16 protein-coding genes are annotated in these 20,257 nt (G+C 36.9%); 3 read left to right on the plus strand and 13 right to left on the minus strand.

What is annotated here, in order from left to right; all coding sequences use genetic code 11:
- The 8 genes from purF to Q0516_RS09665 form a co-directional block, all read right to left on the minus strand.
- On the minus strand, positions 1-1,374 hold the full coding sequence (purF, locus tag Q0516_RS09630; protein ID WP_242648114.1) for an amidophosphoribosyltransferase: 1,374 nt from the start codon (positions 1,372-1,374) through the stop codon (positions 1-3).
- An 84-nt stretch (positions 1,375-1,458) separates the two neighbouring features.
- Positions 1,459-2,163 (minus strand): phosphoribosylaminoimidazolesuccinocarboxamide synthase, encoded by a 705-nt coding sequence (gene purC, locus Q0516_RS09635; RefSeq protein ID WP_294465283.1) that lies wholly within the window; start codon positions 2,161-2,163, stop codon positions 1,459-1,461.
- Positions 2,164-2,177: 14 nt separating this feature from the next.
- Positions 2,178-2,666: a 5-(carboxyamino)imidazole ribonucleotide mutase gene (gene purE, locus Q0516_RS09640; protein ID WP_294465287.1), complete on the minus strand. Its 489-nt coding sequence runs from the start codon at positions 2,664-2,666 to the stop codon at positions 2,178-2,180.
- Positions 2,667-2,678: 12 nt separating this feature from the next.
- Positions 2,679-6,401 (minus strand): phosphoribosylformylglycinamidine synthase, encoded by a 3,723-nt coding sequence (locus Q0516_RS09645; RefSeq protein WP_294465290.1) that lies wholly within the window; start codon positions 6,399-6,401, stop codon positions 2,679-2,681.
- A 407-nt stretch (positions 6,402-6,808) separates the two neighbouring features.
- Complete coding sequence (locus tag Q0516_RS09650) at positions 6,809-9,271, minus strand: thiamine pyrophosphate-dependent enzyme (RefSeq protein ID WP_294465291.1); 2,463 nt, start codon at positions 9,269-9,271, stop codon at positions 6,809-6,811.
- Positions 9,272-9,283: 12 nt separating this feature from the next.
- On the minus strand, positions 9,284-10,645 hold the full coding sequence (gene lpdA / locus Q0516_RS09655) for a dihydrolipoyl dehydrogenase (RefSeq protein WP_294465294.1): 1,362 nt from the start codon (positions 10,643-10,645) through the stop codon (positions 9,284-9,286).
- Positions 10,646-10,659: 14 nt separating this feature from the next.
- Positions 10,660-11,919, minus strand: a complete 1,260-nt coding sequence (locus tag Q0516_RS09660) for a dihydrolipoamide acetyltransferase family protein (protein ID WP_294465296.1) — start codon at positions 11,917-11,919, stop codon at positions 10,660-10,662.
- 42 nt (positions 11,920-11,961) lie between these two features.
- Positions 11,962-13,104, minus strand: a complete 1,143-nt coding sequence (locus Q0516_RS09665; protein WP_294465300.1) for a CDP-glycerol glycerophosphotransferase family protein — start codon at positions 13,102-13,104, stop codon at positions 11,962-11,964.
- Between the two features lie 255 nt (positions 13,105-13,359).
- Here Q0516_RS09665 and Q0516_RS09670 point away from each other — a divergent pair, with 255 nt between their 5' ends.
- Positions 13,360-14,709 carry a Mur ligase family protein gene (locus Q0516_RS09670; protein ID WP_294465303.1) on the plus strand — a complete coding sequence of 450 codons (1,350 nt, stop codon included), beginning with the start codon at positions 13,360-13,362 and terminating at the stop codon, positions 14,707-14,709.
- Between the two features lie 9 nt (positions 14,710-14,718).
- Complete coding sequence (locus Q0516_RS09675) at positions 14,719-15,468, plus strand: hypothetical protein (protein ID WP_294465307.1); 750 nt, start codon at positions 14,719-14,721, stop codon at positions 15,466-15,468.
- 9 nt (positions 15,469-15,477) lie between these two features.
- Here Q0516_RS09675 and Q0516_RS09680 read toward each other — a convergent pair whose 3' ends face one another.
- On the minus strand, positions 15,478-16,389 hold the full coding sequence (locus Q0516_RS09680) for a DMT family transporter (protein ID WP_294465310.1): 912 nt from the start codon (positions 16,387-16,389) through the stop codon (positions 15,478-15,480).
- A 271-nt stretch (positions 16,390-16,660) separates the two neighbouring features.
- On the opposite strand from Q0516_RS09680, the gene Q0516_RS09685 reads away from it, so the two are divergent.
- Positions 16,661-16,897 carry a helix-turn-helix transcriptional regulator gene (locus Q0516_RS09685; RefSeq protein WP_257480521.1) on the plus strand — a complete coding sequence of 79 codons (237 nt, stop codon included), beginning with the start codon at positions 16,661-16,663 and terminating at the stop codon, positions 16,895-16,897.
- Positions 16,898-16,975: 78 nt separating this feature from the next.
- Here the strand turns inward: Q0516_RS09685 and Q0516_RS09690 are convergent, their stop codons facing one another.
- From Q0516_RS09690 to Q0516_RS09705, 4 genes are all read right to left on the minus strand, one after another.
- Positions 16,976-17,434 carry an RpiB/LacA/LacB family sugar-phosphate isomerase gene (locus Q0516_RS09690; RefSeq protein ID WP_294465313.1) on the minus strand — a complete coding sequence of 153 codons (459 nt, stop codon included), beginning with the start codon at positions 17,432-17,434 and terminating at the stop codon, positions 16,976-16,978.
- Between the two features lie 13 nt (positions 17,435-17,447).
- Complete coding sequence (locus Q0516_RS09695) at positions 17,448-18,518, minus strand: 2-dehydropantoate 2-reductase N-terminal domain-containing protein (protein ID WP_294465316.1); 1,071 nt, start codon at positions 18,516-18,518, stop codon at positions 17,448-17,450.
- Positions 18,519-18,686: 168 nt separating this feature from the next.
- Positions 18,687-19,496, minus strand: coding sequence for an ABC transporter permease (locus Q0516_RS09700; RefSeq protein ID WP_257480519.1), 810 nt, complete (start codon positions 19,494-19,496; stop codon positions 18,687-18,689).
- Positions 19,483-20,244, minus strand: a complete 762-nt coding sequence (locus tag Q0516_RS09705; protein WP_294465322.1) for an ABC transporter ATP-binding protein — start codon at positions 20,242-20,244, stop codon at positions 19,483-19,485. Before Q0516_RS09705 ends, Q0516_RS09700 begins: the two co-directional genes overlap by 14 nt.
- Positions 20,245-20,257: the final 13 nt, after the last annotated feature.

The following is a 20,257-nucleotide window of genomic DNA, read 5'->3' on the forward strand; positions in this document are numbered from 1 at the left end:
TTATTTACTGCTCCTTACCTGTTCTTCTTTAAAAGGCACTTCCATAGGATAATCTCCGTTGAAACATGCCATACAGTAACCTTTATCAAAATCGGCAACCGTTTGCTTAAGTTCATCTATCGTTAAATAATATAAAGAATCCGCACCTATAAAATCTTTGATTTCTTCCATAGATAGTTTGGAAGAAATGAGCTTATCTCTGTTCGGTGTATCTATACCGAAGAAACAGCTATAAGATGTCGGAGGAGAAGCAACTCTGAAGTGGACTTCTTTCGCACCGGCTTTTTTAAGTTTATCGACTATCCTCTTTGAAGTAGTACCTCTGACTATAGAGTCGTCTATCAAAACTACGCTTTTTCCTTCAACGTTTGACCTTAAAACATTTAGCTTTATATCGACACCTTCTTCACGCATAGACTGAGTAGGCTGAATAAAAGTCCTTCCGATATATCTGTTTTTGATAAGACCTACACCGTAAGGAATACCGGACTCTTCCGCATATCCTATCGCAGCGGAAACTCCGCTGTCGGGAACCGCCATTACAACATCCGCATTTATCTTGCCTTCGTCTACCTTTGCAAGGAGTTTTCCAGCTCTGGCTCTGGATTCATGAACTTCATCGCCGTCGATCAAACTGTCCGGTCTTGCAAAGTACACGAGTTCGAATATACATCTTCTCGGTTTAGCCCAGCTTTCAATTTTGTAGCTTTCTATATTCTTATCGCTTATAACGATTATTTCTCCCGGTTCAACGTCTCTTACAAACTTTGCGTTTATAGCGTCGAGGGCACAAGATTCACTGGCTAGAGCGTAACCGCCGTTATCAAGCTGACCTAAGCATAAGGGTCTTAGTCCGTAAGGATCCCTCACGCCGATAAGCATATCACCCATAGTAAGGACGAGAGCATATGCACCTTTAACTATTTGTCCTACTCTTTTAAGAGCCTCTACTATACCGAATTTATAGTTTCTCGCAATCAAGTTTGCGATAACTTCGGTATCCGAACTGGTCATGAATATTACACCGTCGTCCTGAAGCATATTTTTTATTGCGTCGGCATTTACAAGGTTGCCGTTATGAGCAAGGGCTATCTGCCAGTCTTTGCAGTTTACCGTAAGAGGCTGAGCGTTTTTGATATCGCTGTCCCCTGCCGTGGAATACCTTACATGCCCTATGGCAATATCGCCTTTTTGCTTCCTTAACTCTTCGGATGTGAATACATCTCCAACAAGCCCCATTCCTCTGTGCTGAGTGATTTCGGTATCGTTGTTTACTGCTATACCGCAGCTTTCCTGTCCTCTGTGCTGAAGAGCGTAAAGTCCCAAATATACATATGCCGCAGTATTTTCGGGGGTATCCTGAAGTACACCCATTACACCGCATTCATCTTTAAATTTATCTGATTGATACAAAGTTATTTCTCCTTATTTTTTATAAGTATTAAAGATTAAAACCAATTATTTACTTATTCTGTCCAAAACTTCTTTATATGTTTCTTCAACATCACCAAGGTCTCTTCTAAATCTGTCTTTGTCCATTTTTCTGTTTGTATCTTTATCCCAAAGTCTGCAAGTATCAGGAGAGATTTCGTCAGCTAAAACGATTTGTCCGTTATATCTTCCGAATTCGATTTTAAAATCGATAAGTTTTAGGTTGCTCTTCATAAAGAATTCTTTTAGAAGTTCATTGATTTTAAAAGTATAATCTTTGATAGTTTCGATTTCTTCTTTTGTAGCAAGACCCATTGCAAGTACATGATAGTCATTGATTAAAGGATCGTCGTATTTATCTTCTTTATAACAGAATTCGAATACTGTAGGGTCAAGCTCCATTCCTTCTGTGAGACCAAGGTTTTTACAGATAGAACCCGCAGCAACATTTCTTATGATTACTTCAACAGGCACGATTTCAACTGCTTTTACAAGCTGATGTGTATCGTCAAGCATTTTAATAAAGTGTGTAGGGACACCTTTTTCTTCAAGCATACCGAATATGATACTTGTCATTTTATTATTTACTACACCTTTATTTGAAATAGTATCTTTTTTCTTCCCGTTGAATGCTGTTGCATCATCTTTATATTCAATGATATATTCATCTTTCTTGTCGGTCTTGAATACTTTTTTAGCTTTTCCTTCGTATAACATTTCTAATTTTTCCATTTTAAATACTCTCCTTAAATTCTTTCTTGTAACTTTCTGTCTTTTTCAACAACTTCTTTTTCCATTGTTACTTTGTAATCTTCAAGCTTCTTTTCCAAGTCTTTATCTTTTAGGGCGATCATTTGAATAGCTAAAAGAGCCGCATTTTCGGCACCGTCCACCGCTACCGTTGCAACAGGGATACCTTTAGGCATTTGAACTATGCTGAGAAGTGAATCCATACCGCCCATCAACGATGTCTTTATCGGTATACCGATAACCGGAAGTGTGGTCATCGCCGCCAAGACACCGCCTAGATGTGCGGCTTTACCTGCCGCCGCAATGATAACATCAAATCCGTTTTCCTTTGCATTCCTCGCAAAATCTTCTGCCTGTTTCGGAGTCCTATGTGCGGAGATGACTCTCGCTTCATATTCAACACCGAAATTCTTTAATACTTTTAAACCTTTTTCAACTACTCCAAGATCGGAGTCGCTTCCCATAATAACTGCTACTTTACCCATTTTTCTCTCCTTTTACTTAAAATATTCAACACCGCTATAGAATATGTTTTGTTCCATTTCACCATATATATTTTTATAAAGGTTTGTACCTTTTCTTTCACTATGTCCCATTTTACCTAAAATCCTTCCGTCGGGAGATGTTATACCTTCAACGGCACACACGCTTCCGTTCTGGTTTACTCTAGGAGAAGAGGATAAGTTTCCGTCTGCGTCTACGTACTGAGTTGCAACCTGTCCGTTATCTATAAGCGTTTTTAGTACTTCATCGTTACATACAAACCTTCCTTCTCCGTGTGAGATAGGATTTATAAAAGTATCGCCTACATTTACGTTTTTGAACCACGGAGATAAGTTTGAAGCTACTTTTATATAAGAAATATTCGCAATATGTCTATTCGTTAAGTTGAATGTAAGGGTAGGGCTTGTTTCGTCCAAATCCCTTATTTCTCCGTAAGGAACAAGACCCGTCTTTATAAGAGCTTGGAAGCCGTTACAGATACCGAGCATAAGCCCGTCGCGGTTTTTAAGAAGCTCCATTACCGCGTCTTTTATTCTCTCGTTTTTAAATACGCTTACAATGAATTTAGCCGAACCGTCAGGCTCGTCTCCCGCAGAGAAACCTCCCGGAAGAGCTATCATTTGTGAGCTTTTTATTCTTCTTTCAAGTTCTTTTACGGAATCTTCGATATCATTTTGAGTTTTATTTTTAAATACGAATATATCGCTTTCAGCCCCTGCTTCATTAAAAGCTTTTGCCGTATCGTATTCACAGTTGTTACCCGGGAATACGGGAACGAGGACTTTCGGAGAAGCAATACTCGTCTTTCTTGTGATTATGCTTCCCTTTGTATATTTGATTTCTTTAGCTTCTGTTTCAACACCGCTGTCGATTGGGAATACACCGGTTAGAGGATTTTCCCATTTTTCTATCAAGTTATCAAGGTCTAATTCTTCATTTCCTACCCTGATAATTCTTTCTTCTATTGTTTTACCCAGTAAAACAGCATTCTTGTCACTTAATTTTTCGCTTGTTTCGATTATTATGTCACCGTAGTTTTTAGCATAAATATCATAATCACTATCTGTGAATTCAAAACCTATTTTATTACCGAAGCACATCTTTGATACAGCTTCGCATGCTCCTCCGACGGTAACGGATTTGCTTGCTTTGACTTTTCCCTCATCTATCAACTTATGAACCAAATCAAAGGCACTTCTCACGCTGTCGTAGTTTGGAGTATTGTTTTCGGTTTTATCTATTTTTATTACATATACATTATTACCTGCATTTTTAAAATCACTGCTTACGACTTTATTTGCATCCACGACACCGACCGCAAATGAAATAAGTGTAGGAGGGACGTCTATATCTTCGAATGAACCCGACATACTGTCTTTCCCGCCTATTGCGGGAGTATTAAGTTCAAGCTGAACTTTTAAAGCACCGAGAAGTGCTATGAAAGGTTTAGCCCATCTTGTTGGGTCTTTTCTTAGTCTTTCAAAATATTCCTGGAATGAAAGTCTGAGTTTCTTATAATCGGCACCAATGCTTACAGCTTTCGATACAGAAGAAAGCACCGCATAAACCGCACCTATATATGGATTTTCACTTAAAAGCTCAGGGTCGAAACCGTTGGTCATAACCGTAGCCGTAGTGGTATCGCCCTTTTCAAGAGGAACTTTTGAAACCATTCCGTCCACTTCGCTTAGCATATATTTACCGCCGTAAGGCATCAAAACATTGTTTGCTCCGATAGTGTTGTCAAAATATTCGACAAGACCCTTTTGAGAACAAACATTGTGATTTGTGAGTATGTTTATAAAGTTTTCTTTATGAGATTTGTTTTTATCAGCTAAAGAAGTTATTTCATCGGAAGTTTTTCCAACTTTTATCGAAGCATTCTTGCTTGCTCCGTTAGTATCCACAAAGCTTCTCTTGATTTTAAGTACTTCTTCGCCGTCTTTTGTCATTACGATATTTCCGTCGTCCGTAACCGTAGCGACCTGTACCGCTTCAAGGTTTTCCTTTTTAGCGGCTTCGATAAATTTATCTTTATCTTCTTTTGCGATTACGACAGCCATTCTTTCCTGAGACTCGCTTATTGCGATTTCCGTAGCGTCCAGTCCGTCATATTTTTTAAGAACACTGTCGAGATTTATATTCAAACTGTCTGCAAGCTCTCCTACTGCAACACTTACGCCGCCTGCTCCGAAGTCGTTACATTTTTTTATCATCTTCGCAACTTCATCTGTCCTAAACAGTCTTTGAAGTTTTCTTTCTTCTATAGGATTACCCTTTTGAACTTCACTTCCGGCAGTAAGTACTGATTTCTCGGTATGTTCTTTTGATGAACCGCTGGCGCCGCCGATACCGTCTCGTCCCGTTCTTCCTCCAACGAGGATTATAACGTCTCCCGGGTCGGAAGTAAGTCTTTTTACGTTTTCTTCTTTAGCCGCAGCTATAACAGCCCCGACTTCCATTCTCTTTGCTACATAATTCGGATGATAATATTCTTTGACTTGTCCTGTTTGAAGTCCTATTTGGTTTCCGTAAGAAGAAAAACCGTGGCATGCCCCTGTAGTTATCTTTCTTTGAGAAAGTTTACCCTTTAAAGTCTTATCGTAAGGAACGGTAGGATCCGCACTTCCCGTTACTCTCATAGACTGGTAAACATAAGCTCTTCCGGAAAGCGGGTCTCTGATAGCCCCGCCGAGACAAGTTGCGGCACCCCCGAAAGGCTCTATTTCCGTAGGGTGATTATGTGTTTCGTTCTTGAACATGATTAGGTATTTTTCGTCTTTACCGTCAACATCAACTTTGGCTCTAATACTGCATGCGTTGATTTCGTCGCTTTCTTCAAGGTCGGGAACAAGTCCTCTGTCCTTTATTTCTTTTGTACCTATCACAGCCATATCCATTAGTGTAACAGGTTTATTTTTTCCAGCATATAATTTATCTCTAAGGGATAAGTATTCATCATAAACCGATCTTATTTCATCGTTTACTCCGCCTTCTTCGATTTGAATATCATTTAAATGAGTTGAGAAAGTAGTATGTCGGCAGTGATCCGACCAGTATGTATCAAGAACTCTGATTTCCGTCAAAGTCGGATTTCTCTTTTCGTCGTTTTTGAAGTATTCCTGAATGAGTTTTAGGTCATTTATATCCATGGCAAGACCCATTTCATTCAAAAGGTTATTTAAATAATATTCATCTCCGTCTGTAAATCCTTCTATTATCGGAGTCTTTTTAACTTCTACTTCTTCTTCGCTTAAATCTATCTTACTGTTTACGTCAACTTCCCTTGAATCAACTGGATTTATAAGATAATTCTTTATTTCATCTAAGTCTTTGTCTGTTATATCTCCCTCAAGTACATATATCCTTGCATTTTTGATTTTTAAATCTTTATTTGACATTATAAGATTTGCACATTGTTCTGCAGAATCTGCTCTTTGGTCGTACTGTCCGGGAAGATATTCAACACCGAAAATCTTAGCTCCGTCAAAACTAGGTAGTTCATCAATAAATACATCATCTACATTTACTTCGCTTAGAACATTTTTAACAAGGTTATCAAAATGTTCCTCACTGTCCGCAAGTAAGTCATAACGATTGAATATACTGAGTTTGACTAAACCCGATATATTAAGATTTACTTTTAAGTCTGACAGCAAATTTGCACCTGAAGTGTCAAATCCATCTTTTTTACCTATAAATACTCTTTTTATCATCTTTTACTCCAAATCATGTAATAATATTAAAAATTTTATAACTTTTTATGTATTATTTAATAATACCACATTTTTATAAAAAGTAATTAGTCTTTTTATACTTTTTTATATAAAAAACTATAAAATCCTGTTATAAATTAGACAATTTCTCTTAAATAAATTTTAATATAACATGTGTCACATAGTGTGTTTTATAATAAAAGAAATACGCTAAATTTTACAATATATCACAATTTTTTTCAATGTTTTTAGGTTTTTAATTTTATGTAAAATAAAGAATAAAATATAAATTCGATGTTAAAAGAGAAGTAAGGGGCGCGGAATCTGCGTTAGCAGGCGTAGTGCCCCGAAATATGAACATCCCCTCCTCATATTATAAAGGAAGGGATAAATAAAATTATTTAGTATTATACGCCGAGTTTGCTTTCTCTGATAAGTTCTGTATCAGTGAAGTTATGAGATGGTGAATATCCGGGTATTGGCATTATATTTTCATGAAATGCGTCTACTATCCACTCAGGCTGAGGGAAGAATGTATGGTCGAGTTCATGCGCAGGTGTTATCCAGTTCTTAGCTCCCACTACTACAGGAGGTCCGTCTAAGTAATCGAATGCAAGCCTGGTTATGTTGCTTGCCATATCCTGAAGATGTGAACCTCTCGTTACCGCATCGGAAGCAAGGATTATTTTACCCGTCTTCTTAACGGATTCAATAACGACTTCATAGTTGAAAGGAACGAGACTTCTTGCGTCAATTACTTCCGCGCTTATACCATATTCACTGAGTTTATCAGCAGCTTCTATTGCGGTATATAATGTAGGTCCTATCGTAAGTATAGTCACATCGGTTCCTTTTCTCTTTATACTAGGTTCGCCGAATTCAACTTCATAATATCCTTCGGGAACTTCTGCTTCAAATTCTTCGCCTTTATCGTACATCTTTTGACTTTCAACGAATATTACAGGGTCGGTTCCTCTAAGAGCCGCATTCATAAGCCCCTTTGCATCATAAGGTGTGTTAGGATAAACCACTTTAAGTCCCGGTATATGCGTACAAAGTCCGCTCCAGTCCTGAGAATGCTGAGCACCGTATTTATTACCTACAGGAAGCCTTAATATTACTGGTATCTTAAGTACCCCCGCACTCATGGCATGCCATTTAGCCATTTGATTGAATACTTCGTCTCCGCATCTTCCGATGAAATCAGCATACATAAGTTCAGCTATGACTCTTCCTCCCGCCATTGCGTAACCTACCGCGGTGCCGGCTATGGCTGCTTCCGAAATAGGAGAGTTGAACAGTCTGTGATAAGGGAGAGCTTCCGTAAGACCTCTGTATACGGCAAATGCTCCGCCCCAGTCACGGCACTCTTCTCCGTATGCTATTAATGTAGAGTCGTTTTTGTATCCTTCCAGTATGGCTTCGAATAATCCGTCTCTGATTTGGAATGTCTTATTCTTGGACACAGCTTTTCCGTCTTTATCATAAGCAGACCTTACTTTTCTTGATATAGCATTTACTCTAGGATTATCTTCAAGATTTACCTCCGGAGTCCTGCTTTCATCTCTGTTTACTATTTTTTCATCGCTGAACATGATGTTTTCCATAAGTTCCGGATGATTATCAAGATCCATTCTAGGAGAGATTTCAGGGTCGATGGAAAGTTTAACGGCTTTTTTGATATCTTCTCTTACTTTTAGTTCGATATCTTTTAAATCCTTTTCGTCGCATATACCTGCTTCGATCATTTGATTTCCGAAATCGATTATTGAATCCTGAGCTTCCCAAGCGGCAACTTCTTCTTTTGTCCTGTAAGTAGAAGCGTCTGAAGGAGAATGTCCGGTAAACCTGTATGTAATCACTTCAAGCAGAACGGGACCTTCGCCGTCTTCCACTATCTTTCTCTTTCTTCTGTACGCGTCTATTACTGCAAGAGGATTATATCCGTCTACTCTTTCTGCGTGCATTTGGTTAGGAGTAACTCCCGCACCAAGCCTTGCCACCATATCATAAGCCATGGTTTCGCCTTTGGTCTGACCGCCCATTCCGTAGCTGTTGTTGAATACATTGTATATTATAGGAAGTCCGCCGTTATATCCGTCTTCCCATAAAGCTCTTAGCTGATCCATACTCGCAAAGTTCATGGATTCATATACGGGACCGCAGCCGATTGCTCCGTCTCCGCAGTTGGAAATTACTATACCTTTTTTCTTGTTGGCTCTTTTAAATAGTGCCGCACCGGTAGCTATAGGAGCGGAACCTCCTACTATGGCATTGTTGGGATAAAGTCCGAAAGGCAGGAAGTAAGCATGCATCGAACCGCCGAGACCTTTTGAAAATCCCGTTTCTTTTGCAAATATTTCAGCAAGGAAACCATAGAGATAAAAGTCTCTTGCTATTTCTTTTACGTCATCAATATCCGTATTTTCTTTTATTATCTTATATATCTTTCCTTCATCGAATTCTTCCATGATTTTAATAAGTTCTTCATCGCTTAATTTTTCTATTGCGGAAAGACCTTTAGCCAAAACTTCTCCGTGGGCACGGTGAGAACCGAAAGAAAAATCGTCTATTGTAAGGTCGTAAGCCTGACCTACATAAGCCGCTTCCTGACCTATTGCAAGATGAGCTGGTCCCGGGTTATTATATTCCATACCCTCATAGCTGTTCGTGGTCTTTATTAAATTGAGCATCGTTTCAAACTCTCTTATGTACCACATATCTCTGTAAATCCTCTTAAAATCATCTTTAGAGAATTCATCTGTAACATCTTTAACTTTCTTTTGATACTCGTTAACTTTTATATTTTCAAACTTTATTTCGCCCTTTTTTCTCATTTCATTAGGGTCTACAAATATGCTTTTAGTCATTTTTAACTCTCCTTATAAAGTAAATATCGCTTCTCTTATAATTTCGCCTACGCTTGGATGAGGGAATATTATCTTCTTGATTTCATCTATACTCATCTGGCTTTCTACCATAGTCACGGCGCCGAGTATGAGTTCGCTTGCATAATTTGCTATCATATGTACACCCACAAGCGTATTCCATTTCTTATCTACGACTATTCTTATGATACCGCTGCCGCCTTCGTTTTCCGCAACATATCTTCCCGAATACTGCATAGGAAGTTCTCGAACTATTACATCCATTCCCTTTTCTTTTGCGCTTTCTTCGCTCTCTCCCACAGAGGCTATTTCGGGATTTGTATATATTACGCTCGGCACTGCGTTATACTTCATCCTGTCCTTTTTGCCGAGGATGTTATTTACAGCAACTTCAGCTTCTCTGTAAGCCGTATGAGCAAGCATTATCCCGCCTACACAGTCGCCCACTGCATAAACGTTTGCCGCATTCGTTTCCTGTTTTTCGTCTACTTTTATACATCCGCGTTCTATATATATATTTAAACTTTCAAGCCCGAGACCTGCGGTATTTGCTCTTCTTCCTATTGAAAGAAGTACTTTATCCGCATTTACTTTTTCTTCTTTTCCGTCCTTTTCAAAATATACGTATTCATTATCAAGCTTAATCACTCTTGAACTTAAATTAAATGTAATACCTTTTTTTTCGTATTCTTTCTTTAAGATTTCAGAAACTTTAGAATCGGTCGGTCCCGCAATTTTATCGAGCATTTCAACTACGGTTACTTTACTTCCGATACTGTTGAAATAACTTGCCATTTCAAGACCTATAACTCCTCCGCCTATCACTACGAATTTTTTAGGAGGAACTTCAAGCTTCAAAACTTCCTTATTGGTAAGTACAAATCCGCTTTCAAGCCCTTCTGCCACTCCCAGTATAGGAGGTTTTACACTGTCCGAACCGCTGGCGATTATAAGATATGTACTTTCCTTTATTTCTCCGTTTACTTCGACTTGTACTTTGCCGTCCTTTTTGCCTTTTATTACGGCACTTCCCATTATTACTTCTACTTTTTTGGATTTAAGAGCCACTGATACTCCACCGACCAAAGTCTTTATCACTTTATCTTTTCTTTTAACCACTGCTTCGTGGTCTATACTTATTTTCTCAGCTTTGACTCCGTACTTTTCCCCGTGAAGAGCTCCGTCATATAGCTTGGCTGAATATAATAAGGTCTTTGTGGGTATACATCCTTCGTTTAGACATACACCGCCGATATGTTCCTTTTCTATCAAAAGAGTTTTCTTTCCGCCCTCAGCAGCTCTTTCGGCAGCGAGGTATCCGCCCGGACCTGCACCAATAACGATTACATCATACATAAAAATATTTCCTCCTATTTTGCAAGTAATGCACTAAAGTTTTCCAAGTTTTCGCATAAGTCTTTGAGTAACCTTGCAGCATCGGCTCCGTCAACGGCTCTGTGGTCACAAGTAAGTGATAAGTTCATGGATTTATAAGCAACGATATTTCCATCCACCACTTTTACCTTATCCGTAAGTCCGCATACACCGAGTATACCCGTTTGCGGAGGATTTACTATAGGTGTAAAACTTTCTATACCGAACGAACCGAGATTACTTACCGTAAAGCTTGCTCCCGTAAGCAAATCGGGACTTATCTTTCCTTCTCCCGCCATAGAACCGAGTTCTTTGGCTCTTATAGATATCTCGTTTAATGACATATTGTTTGCACCAAATATAGTCGGAACGAGAAGTCCCCTAGGTGTATCCACAGCCATACCTAAGTTTACATCATTAAACACTCTTAATTTTTCATCATCATAATGGGCGTTGAAACTCTTATGATCGAGTAAAGTCCTAGAAACTGCATACATTATGATATCGTTGATAGTTATATTCACAAGCCCCATCGCTTCACTGCTTTTCTTTAATGACTTCCTGTAAGACATCATAGCCGTTGCGTCAAAGGACCTGTTGAAAGTAAGCTGAGCCATACTTGTAAGCGAAGCATGCATTGATTTTGCGATAACTTTTCTTACGTTGGAATGTTTGATATCTTCATATTCAGCAATTTCTGCATTATTTGCAACGTTTACATCGACGGCGTCACAAACCTCTTTTTTATCTTCACCTTTTACTATCTTAAATCCGTTTTTAGCAAGAGTTAAAACATCTCGTTCTATTATCCTGCCGTCAGGTCCCGTAGGTACTGCTTTAGACAAATCAAGATTTTTTTCTTCCGCCATCATCTTTGCTCTCGGAGAAATTTTTTCTTCATCTCCCCTGCCGGTAGATACTATAGCTACTTCTTCTTTTTCTTCCTTAACTTCTTCATTTGCTTCGTTTTCCTCTTCACTTCCCGATGAAGCACTTAAAAATTCACTGATGTCCTCTCCTTCATTGCCGATCACACATACTGTGTCTAAACAAGGTACGTCGTCCCCCTCTTCAGCTAAAATTTCCAAAACCGTACCGCTCACTTTAGCTTCTTCTTCAAAGGCAGCTTTATCCGTTTCATATTCAAATAAAACATCTCCTTCATTTACGCTGTCACCTTTTTTCACGTTCCATTTTGTGATAATACAGCTTTCGACTGACTGCCCCTGTCTGGGCATAATAACACCGGTTGCCATACTTTACCTCCTCATAATAAAGTTATTTCAAATAGTTGTTTACTATTTTTTATCTATAAAGTTTTTAATAATATAATCTGCTATCCTATCGGAACTGTTTCCGTCCAAATATTTATAATGAGTATTTATAAATTTATCATAACCGCTTAAATCAAAATCATTTTCTTTTATAATCTTTATCACATCGTCTGTCTTTTTTACCTGCTCTCCTATCATCTCAGTTTTAAAATCCTGATAAAATCCGGGAGAATCGATATATTCTTCCAAATCGTATACATAAAGTATAAGAGGTTTTTTTAATATGGAATACTCTATTACCGCAGAAGAATAATCCGTAATGAATATATCACATACAGGCATTACCTTATTTAAAACATCTTCCTTATCCAAATACTTTATGAAATCATCATCTTTATTATCTTCGGATTTAGCATTCAAATGAGGTTTATATAAAAAGACATATCCCAAACCTTCAAGCTCTTTTTTCATTTTTTCGACGTTCAAATGAAGCTTCGTATCTTTTTCGTTTCCTCTGCCTCTGAAGGTAGGAGCATAGAGAATGATTTTTTTACTCTTAAGATCAGGATATTTTTCGTAAAATTCATTTCTGACTCTGTTTAAAACATCTTCTTTGAAGAATAGATCCGTTCTGGCACTTCCAAGCACCAAGACCTTTTCTTCGTCCATACCGAATGCAGTGGCATAATGTTTCTTTGAAAAATCACTTCCCATGATACAGTAGTCATAATTTTTATGTCTGAACTTATCTTCAACGGCTTCTTCTTCGATTTCAACATCATTACCGAATTTTTTCATCGCTCCGGCAGCATGCCAAACCTGAATTACTACGGTTCTTTTTTTATGTTTTATTACATGAACGGGAAAATAAGCATTATCTACTATAAATACTCTTGAAGTCGCAAGATGATATACACCCTTTACAAGTCTTAAAAGGTATAAAATCTTTCCTTTGAGTGAATAATCGTATTTATCAAATAAAAAAACAAACTTTAAATCGTCTCTTTTGTCTCTAAGTGCCCTATATATATATTTTATATTTCCGTCCGGTTTTGTATTTCTCGGAGTGGAAAATGTTATCTTCCTGTTATTTACGGGTATTAGGTAAAAAAGATAATAAAAGAAATGTAAAAATATGTTTGATAATGTATATTCTAACTTGTTCATATAATGTCCTTTTCCTTTTTATATTTCTATACCGTAATTATACTTTATAAAGTTTCTTTTGTCAAAGAAAATAAGCTTTAAAACGTAAAAATACTTATTTTTATTTTCAGCACGAAACTAAATGTAAGCATTTATTCGTGGTAACTCAACAGTAAATATTAAAATTTTCAGACAAATTAATTATGACTATACTTTTTTTTACAGTTATGATACAATATTTTACCATGATAAATATTAAAAAAAGAGGTAAGTAATATGTTTTACATCGATATGATAATATCAAAATTAATAATATTCTTAATAAACATTATTGATAAAAGCAGGGGAACCGATTTACCGGGAAAAATCGCTTTGAAACTTAATAAAAAATTCCCGCTGGGATTTAAAAATATAGATTATGATAAGGTGATTTTCGTAACGGGGACCAACGGAAAATCCACCACGACGAATTTGATACATCACGTACTTAAATCAAATGATTTCAGTGTCGCTTCAAACCTGGAAGGAGCAAACCTGATTGCGGGTATAACGACGACACTTATTAAAAATTCCACAATAACAGGAAAGCTTAAACCCGAATACTTCGTATTTGAAATAGATGAAAGGTCTCTTAAAAATATACACAGAGTTATCCCTGCAAAACACTTGGTGATAACAAATCTTCAAAAAGACCAGGTACACAGGAATGCGGACCCCGACTTTATCTTAAGGAAGATAAAAGATGTAGTCAAAGAGGATATGCATTTATACCTAAATAACGAAGAACCGAGAAGCAAATCTTTTGAAGACAGTGCCGATACGATCACTTACTACAGCGTAGATAAAAATGTAAGGTCTGTTGTGGATGAAGACAGACTTGGGGTCACGATGCCTTGTCCTAAATGCAACCATAAAATCAATTTCAATTATTATAACGTAGACAACGTAGGTGATTTTAACTGCACAAACTGCGGATTTAAAAGTGAAAATTCACCTAAATATCAAATGAAAGATGTGGATTTCGAAAACGCAACTTTCACGTACGACGGGACAACATTCAAAATGCCTTACAACGTTCCTTTCATGATGTATAACTATGCGCTTGTTATCGCTCTCGGAGATACACTGGGGATTACAAAAGAACAAATGCAGCATTCTTTCAACACCTTTATAAATATAGGCGGAAGAATTGAGACTATAAAATACAAAGATAAAGAGCTTAAATATATAAGGATAAAGCAGGAAAATCCCGAAACTCTTCAGTCTGCAATAGACGTGGTGGCAAATGACAAAGAGGAAAAGACTTTCATTTTGGGACTTTGCATAATCAAAGACGAACCGCCTCACTATACAAATACATTTTATGCTTACGATTGTAACTTTCATGAACTGGTAAATTCAAATATAAAAAAATACATCGCCTTTTCTAAATACGTATGCTACGATACGGCAAACAGATTTGTATACGAAGGTGTTGATAAAGAAAATATAGCTGTTTTAAACACGGATAATGTTGAAAAGATACTTGAAGAAGTGGATAAAGCGGGATGTAAAAATGTATACTTGATAACATGGCTTGAAACATTTATAGACATCAAAAACTACGTTAAGAAAAACAATTTATAGGAGAGAAAAATGGGAAAAGAAATAAATTTAGCTTACCTATATCCGGATATATTAAACCTACACGGCGACAGAGGGAACGTCCTTGCTTTTGAAAAAATAGCAGGAGAAATGGGTATCGAACTAATAACTACAAGGATAGACAGTATCAGTGAAAAAATAGACTTCGACAAATTTGATATAATCCTTTTATCTCCCGGCGAACTGAAAGTAATGGATACTATCATAAATGCGTTTAGTAAACAAAGAGATGAGCTTGAAAAGTATATAGAAGATAATAAGTACTTATTTACTATCGGGACTACGGGAGCGATACTGGCAAAAGATATAGTATTCGAAAACGGAAACAAAAAAGAAGGTCTCGGTATCTTCGATATGACAGCAGAGGAAAGAAGCTCTATATACGGAGATGATCTTACATTCAATGCAGACATAAACGGACAGGAAATGGAAATAATATCTTGTCAGATAAATTCCATAAATATAAAATTTAATACAGATATAACTCCCTTCGGAAATGTCACTTACGGATACGGAAATGACAGAGAACATAAAGAAGGAGCAAGAAGAAACAATCTTATTTACACAAATGCTTTGGGACCGGTATTCATTAAAAACCCTTGGATGACTCAGGAAATAATCATTGATATAGCCGATAAAAAAGGTATTGACGTAAAAAACAAAGACTTGGATTTTTCTTTGGAAATAGCGTCAAAAGAAACAATAAAAGATTTTATCAGTAAAAAAGAAGCGGTAAAATAATAAGAGGCGTTATGCCTCTTTTTTTTGTTTTAGTTTCATATTGGAAACATATAAACCTAAGAGGACCAAAATGCTGCCAATGAGCTGAAGAAATGTAAAACTTTCGGAGAGTATAACTATACCGCTTAAAATAGAAACGACGGTAGAAAGCCCGACGAAAGAAGCAGTCTTATTGGTACCGAGAAATTCGATAGCGGTATTGGAAAGGAGAAATGCGATTATTGAAGCACCAAGCCCCAAATATAATACTGTAATCAAAAAATCACGACTATAAAAAGGAAACATTATGAATTCATTAAAAGTACCTTTTAACAAATGCTCACCCGTGCTGATAAGACCAAAGAAAACAAAACCCATGGTTATCATTATGTAAGTCTTTTCGATACTTGTAAAATTAGATGCTTTTTTGCAAAATACAGAGTATAGGCTGTAAGACAAAACAGCCATAAAAAGCATTATGTAACCGAAGATGTCAAAGGAAGCATCCAAACCTTTTACTATAACGGTAATGATGACGCCGGTGAAAGTAATACCTATACCGACTATCTGGTTTTTACTTGGTTTTTCCTTTAAAATAAGTGCTGAACATAATAAGGTAACAATAGGTATGCTCGCTATTATCGTCCCGCTTTCACAAGCGGTAGTAAGATCTATACCGAAAGTCTCAGAAGTAAAATAAAGGACAGGACAAAACAAGGCGGTCATTAATATAGGTTTTAGATCTTTACCCTTAAAATCTACTTTTATTATCTTAAATAATAAGCATAGGTTTATGCCGATAAAGGCAATCATAAATCTCCAGCTTAAAACATCAAGAGGAGAAAAAGATAACGTTATATGTTTCGTAAATAAATAACTGAGTCCGAATATCGTTTCACAGACTACCGTACAAATAATCCCAATGGTCAACTTCTTTTTCATTTTGTTTCTCTCTATATTTATTTTTTTAAAAATATCATTAATAATACCGTAAATGAAACCAAAATACAAATTTAACCGAATATTTAGAAATAAAATAGATTATAAATTGATTTTTCTTAAAAAAATAGTAATAATTTGTTAAGTTTGCGATATATCACACACATTCTGTCGTAAAAAATACTATTATTATAGATATATTTTTATATCCTCCAATCCCAGAAATGTACATACAAACTTCGATATCAATATTATTTTTAAGGAGGATTTATTCATGAATTTAAGGAAAGCAGTAACAGACAGAATCAAAGAATTATGTGAGGAAAATCATATGACTATCAATTCGATGGCAAATATTTGTGGTATGCCGCCATCAACTATTTACAGTATAAAGAAAGGCAAGAGTCAAAATCCGGGTTTGAAAACGGTGTATCATATTTGTCTAGGCTTAAATATCCCATTATCAGAATTCTTTGACAGCCCAATATTCAATGAATACGAAGATATATAAAAATGTAAAAGGACCGCTTTATATTGAAGCGGTCCTTTTATGGAAAAATGGTAAACATATATAATTATTTGGAAATAATCAGCCTTTATATTTTTCGTCAAGCTTTGTTACTTCATCCACATTGCTTTGACTCTTACAGCCCTCTACAAAGTCATTATCAAGCCAGTGTTTCAAAACAACCTTTGCGGTTTCTTTTCCTATTACCCTGTATCCCATAGTAATAATTTTAGCATTGTTGCTTAAGCTTGCCCTTTCCGCAGAATATGGGTCATGACAAACAGTAGCGAATACTCCCGGAACTTTATTTGCGGCAATACTCATACCAATCCCTGTACCGCAGAACAAAAGACCTCTGTCGTAATCTTCGTCCCTTACAGCCAAAGCAACCTTTTCGGCAATATTAGCATAGAAAGTCTTGTCGCTTTCATCTTTTACACCAAGGTCCGTAACTTCGTATCCTTCATCTTTCAAATAAGATACTATTTCATCTTTTAATAGTAAACCGACAGCATCGGCTCCTACTGCTATTTTTTTCATCTAATCTCTCCTTTTATTCGTAATCAAATCCGGTACATTTATTCATGACTTTAACTATTGTGTCATATGCGTTTTTATCTTCAAAAAGTATTTCATAAAGAGCTTGAAGGAACGGAAGTTTACTTCTGTTTAAAACACCCTTTTCTTCCAGCTGAGGAATTAGCTGCCATGCAAATTTTATTGCATTGTAACCTTCAACGGTTATATCTTCGTCTCGCATTTTCTTTATGGCTTTCGTTCCCGGCATTCCGCCCCCGCACACTTCTCCGAGTATCCTGTTTCTTCCCGCTTCACATGTGATTTCCAAATCCCCTACTCCCGGCTGACCGATAACGGAAGAATAGCTTCCGCCCATTGCTTTTGTAAGAACACCCATTTCAGCTACCGCAAAAGTAAACAGTGCCGCTTTACAGTTATTGTTAAGCTTTCCGTCAAGCTCTTTAAAACCTTCTGCCATACCCAGTCCTATAGAATAAGCATTCTTCATTGCCGCACAGATTTCAAGTCCTATGACATCGCTTGATATACCTACATTGTATTTATCCGTTACCAGAAGGCTTCTCATATATTTTGCAGCTTCTAAGTCCTTACTTGCATAATCCACTGAGTTAGGACATTCCCAAACGACTTCAACAGCCTTACAAGGTCCCCCGACAAAGACGAAAGGAATTTTACCTGCTAAATTTTTTGGAAGCAGCTCTTCCAATATATCTGGAAGGATTATTACTTTATCCTTATCTTTTAAATCATATTCAAACCCTTTTGCCACACTTCCCACTACCATACCTTCTTTTAAATAAGGTATAGCTTTTTTAAATACACTTGCAAGCCCGTCACTGGTTATCCCCATGATAACAAGGTCGGCATCTTTCATAGCCTCCTCAAGTTCTTCATTATAGAAATAATTTATCCCCTGAGCAAGTTTGCATTTGTGCTTAATATGAGTCCCGTCTTTTTTCAGCTGGTCTATGATTTTAGTATCAAGATGAGTCCCCCATAAATTTACATCGTGTCCGTTCTTTCTAAGCGGTGTGGTTAGGGCACTGCCCATTGCACCGGCGCCAAGTATTGTAACATTAGCCATATTATATGTACCTCTCTTTATATAATTACTGTATATTATATAAAAAAACCATAACATAATAACACATTTACAATGTGCTCGTGTTATGGTTTCTCTTATAATCTCTTCCAAAACTTGTATTAAGTTATTAACATTATATACGAAACATGAAAATTTTTCAATATATTTTTAATCATATTTCACAACTTTTTTCTCCAAATATGAAACTAGGAAATACATAAGTCCCGCAACCACAGATAATATAACGACTCCTGCCATTACCAGGTCAAGATTGAATACCTGAGAACCGTATACTATCAAATATCCGAGCCCCGCTTTGCTGACAAGGAATTCACCCATTATAACGCCAACCCATGAAAGACCGACATTTATCTTCAAAGCATTAATAATATTTTTTATGCTTGAAGGAAAAACTGCTTTGGTGAAAATCTGCATTTTACTGGCATTGAATGTCCTCAGTAAAATTATCTTTTCTTCGCTTGCCTGCATAAATCCGGAATATACTCCTATTATTGTAGCAACTATGGAAATTGCAAGGGTCATAATCAAAATAGAACCCATTCCTGCTCCTGCCCATACGATTATAACAGGACCGAGAGCTACTTTAGGAAGTGCATTGAGCACTACCAAATAAGGATCCAAAATCTTTGCGAGCCTTTCGCTCCACCATAGCATCATTGCTATTATGGTCCCGAACACCGTTCCGAGAGTAAATCCGGCGACGGTTTCGAATGTCGTTACGAATAAGTGGTTATATAGACTGTGGGTCTTTATTAAATCCACTATAGTTTCAAATACTCTGCTTGGAGAGGAAGTAATAAATTGATTGATCCATCCAAGTCTGGCTGCTGCTTCCCATAAAACAAGAAATAAAACCAGGATACCTATCCTAGAAAAACTAACTATGAACCTTTCCTTTTTCTGTTTTCTTAGGAACTGCTCATGTTCTTTCTCTTTTAATTCATTATATATGCACATCTAAATCCCTCCAAATCTTATCATAATAATCCGAAAACTCTTTAGCCTTACGTCTTTCGACGGGCGATAAAGAATCGATTGAAAGGTTGATATCATATATATTTTTGACTTTTGCAGGTCTCGAAGAAACTACGATAACCCTGTCTGCCAAAGATATTGCCTCCGATAAATCATGAGTGACTAGGATAGCGGTCTTATGGCTTTTTCTTATTGCGAGGCTTATATCCTCACTTACCGCAAGCCTTGTCTGATAATCGAGTGCCGAGAATGGTTCATCTAATAATAGTATATCTGGTTTAAGTGCAAGTGTTCTGATTAAAGCTACTCTTTGTCTCATCCCTCCGGATAGCTGCCTTGGGTATGCATGCATGAAACTTTCAAGCCCATACATATTTAAAAGCCCCAAAACATATTCTCTGTCTTCATCATCTATTTTCCCCTTACCCCTTATTTCAAGCCCCAAAAGAGCATTGTCTAATATAGTCCTAAAGGAAAAAAGCTGGTCTTGCTGAAGCATATATCCAATACTGGGATCTTCTTTTTTATATTCAAAGTAGCCCCCGCTTGGTTCGATCAATCCTGAAAGCATTGATAGAATTGTACTTTTTCCGCACCCGCTAGGTCCTACGAGTGCGATAAACTCACCTTCATATACATCTAGAGAAAACCCTTCTACTGCCGTAACTACACTTTTTTTAGTATGAAAATTCTTAACTAAATCATTAATTTCTACTATAGGCTTTCTCATAATATCTACTCCT

The sequence above is a fragment of the uncultured Anaerofustis sp. genome, assembly GCF_938029165.1.
In the GTDB taxonomy this organism is placed as follows: domain Bacteria; phylum Bacillota; class Clostridia; order Eubacteriales; family Anaerofustaceae; genus Anaerofustis.

Excerpts from the sequence above, each read along its gene's own strand:
- purF (WP_242648114.1), bottom strand. The coding sequence starts at position 1,374 with ATGGGTGTACTTCAGGATACCCCCGAAAATACTGCGGCATATGTATAT.
- purC (WP_294465283.1), bottom strand. The coding sequence starts at position 2,163 with ATGGAAAAATTAGAAATGTTATACGAAGGAAAAGCTAAAAAAGTATTC.
- purE (WP_294465287.1), bottom strand. The coding sequence starts at position 2,666 with ATGGGTAAAGTAGCAGTTATTATGGGAAGCGACTCCGATCTTGGAGTA.
- Q0516_RS09645 (WP_294465290.1), bottom strand. The coding sequence starts at position 6,401 with ATGATAAAAAGAGTATTTATAGGTAAAAAAGATGGATTTGACACTTCA.
- Q0516_RS09650 (WP_294465291.1), bottom strand. The coding sequence starts at position 9,271 with ATGACTAAAAGCATATTTGTAGACCCTAATGAAATGAGAAAAAAGGGC.
- lpdA (WP_294465294.1), bottom strand. The coding sequence starts at position 10,645 with ATGTATGATGTAATCGTTATTGGTGCAGGTCCGGGCGGATACCTCGCT.
- Q0516_RS09660 (WP_294465296.1), bottom strand. The coding sequence starts at position 11,919 with ATGGCAACCGGTGTTATTATGCCCAGACAGGGGCAGTCAGTCGAAAGC.
- Q0516_RS09665 (WP_294465300.1), bottom strand. The coding sequence starts at position 13,104 with ATGAACAAGTTAGAATATACATTATCAAACATATTTTTACATTTCTTT.
- Q0516_RS09670 (WP_294465303.1), top strand. The coding sequence starts at position 13,360 with ATGTTTTACATCGATATGATAATATCAAAATTAATAATATTCTTAATA.
- Q0516_RS09675 (WP_294465307.1), top strand. The coding sequence starts at position 14,719 with ATGGGAAAAGAAATAAATTTAGCTTACCTATATCCGGATATATTAAAC.
- Q0516_RS09680 (WP_294465310.1), bottom strand. The coding sequence starts at position 16,389 with ATGAAAAAGAAGTTGACCATTGGGATTATTTGTACGGTAGTCTGTGAA.
- Q0516_RS09685 (WP_257480521.1), top strand. The coding sequence starts at position 16,661 with ATGAATTTAAGGAAAGCAGTAACAGACAGAATCAAAGAATTATGTGAG.
- Q0516_RS09690 (WP_294465313.1), bottom strand. The coding sequence starts at position 17,434 with ATGAAAAAAATAGCAGTAGGAGCCGATGCTGTCGGTTTACTATTAAAA.
- Q0516_RS09695 (WP_294465316.1), bottom strand. The coding sequence starts at position 18,518 with ATGGCTAATGTTACAATACTTGGCGCCGGTGCAATGGGCAGTGCCCTA.
- Q0516_RS09700 (WP_257480519.1), bottom strand. The coding sequence starts at position 19,496 with ATGTGCATATATAATGAATTAAAAGAGAAAGAACATGAGCAGTTCCTA.
- Q0516_RS09705 (WP_294465322.1), bottom strand. The coding sequence starts at position 20,244 with ATGAGAAAGCCTATAGTAGAAATTAATGATTTAGTTAAGAATTTTCAT.